The following is a 1,359-nucleotide window of genomic DNA, read 5'->3' as shown; positions in this document are numbered from 1 at the left end:
CGGCTTTTCCCTGCCCATTCTGCGCTCGTCAGCGGGGCGGGCCTATCTTTCGGTCTGTGGTTCGCGCGAGCTGGAGATGATTATCGAGTTATTGCGCGCCGAAAACCTTCCCGAAGACATGCCGTTCCTCAGAAAAAGATGGCTGGAGGAAAACCTGACGATCTATGCCGAACAGGGATACGCCACCCGTGGCCCACACACATTCAGGCCCAAAACATCCAGCCTGGCCGTGCCTATCCTAACTGATGATCGCGCGGTCGGCTGCTTGTCGATTATCTGGGTCACCAAGGCCATGAACATGGGTCAGGCGATCAAGCGTTATGCCGACGCTTTGCAGTTTGCTGCGGCGAACATCGCCACCGAATATGAAACCCTTGAAATTTCGGGTCGGCCTTAACGGCGTCTGTGGGCATATGGCGCGCTTCAAAACGCTAAGTGTCCGCCACGCGGACAGCTGGACGCAAGAGCATATTTTTTTTGTGCTCTGAAGCGCTAGAATTTCGCCAAGAAATGGGAGGAAACACACATCATGAAACATACTTTGATCACAGGTCTTGCCGCCGGCGCGATGTCGATTGCATCCATGGCAGCGCAGGCCGCTGACACCACACTGACGATTTCGTCTTGGGCCCCGCCAACGCATGGCGTCAACGCCATGATCTGGCCTGAGCTAACCAAAATGATCGAAGAGGCCACCGACGGGCGGGTCAGTGCCGAAGTCAAATATGGTCTGGGCAGCCCTCCGGCGCAATTCGACCTGGTGCTTGACGGTGCGGCCGATATCACCTGGATCTTCCACGGCTATTCGCCTGGCCGCTTCGTGTCGACGAAAATGATCGAACTTCCGGGCTACGAGGGTAACGCCGAGGCCGCGTCGGTCGCAAGCTGGCGGGCGTATGACACATTCTTTGCCGATTTGAATGAGCACAAGGGCGTCAAGGTTCTGGCGATGATGACCCATGGCCCGGGCGTACTGCATTCGAACGTGCAGATCACCGCGCTTGAAGACATTTCTGGAATGAAGTTGCGACTAGGTGGCGGCGTGTCTGGCGATGTCGGGGCTGCACTGGGGGCAACGGGCATCCGTGTGCCCGCTCCAAAAGTCTATGAAACATTGGAATCGAATGCCGCAGACGGTGTGATGATGCCGATGGAGGCGAAGAAGAGCTTCAAACTGTTCGAAGTTGCCAAAAACTCTTACGAAGTTCCGGGCGGGTTCTATCGTGGATCTTTCGCCATCATCATGAACCAGGACACATTCGACAGGCTGTCTGATGCCGATCGCGCTGCACTGGATAAGGTATTTGGCGAAAACTTGTCACGCGCTGCGGGCAAAGCCTGGGACCAGATCGATGCGGC

Annotated in this window: 1 protein-coding gene and 1 pseudogene; both read left to right on the top strand. The window is 56.4% G+C overall.

Annotated features, from left to right (window positions below; all coding sequences use genetic code 11):
• Positions 1–397: pseudogene (locus AC2FLJ_RS22795) on the top strand (DNA-binding transcriptional regulator); the annotation flags it as partial.
• Positions 398–529: 132 nt separating this feature from the next.
• Positions 530–1,359: TRAP transporter substrate-binding protein (locus AC2FLJ_RS22790; protein ID WP_496707781.1), on the top strand; the 830-nt coding region annotated here is incomplete at its 3' end.

It is taken from the genome of Ruegeria sp. CDSA034, from assembly GCF_059612275.1.
The sequence above is the reverse complement of the archived record's forward strand: the minus strand, read 5'-3'. Positions and strand labels throughout refer to the sequence as shown.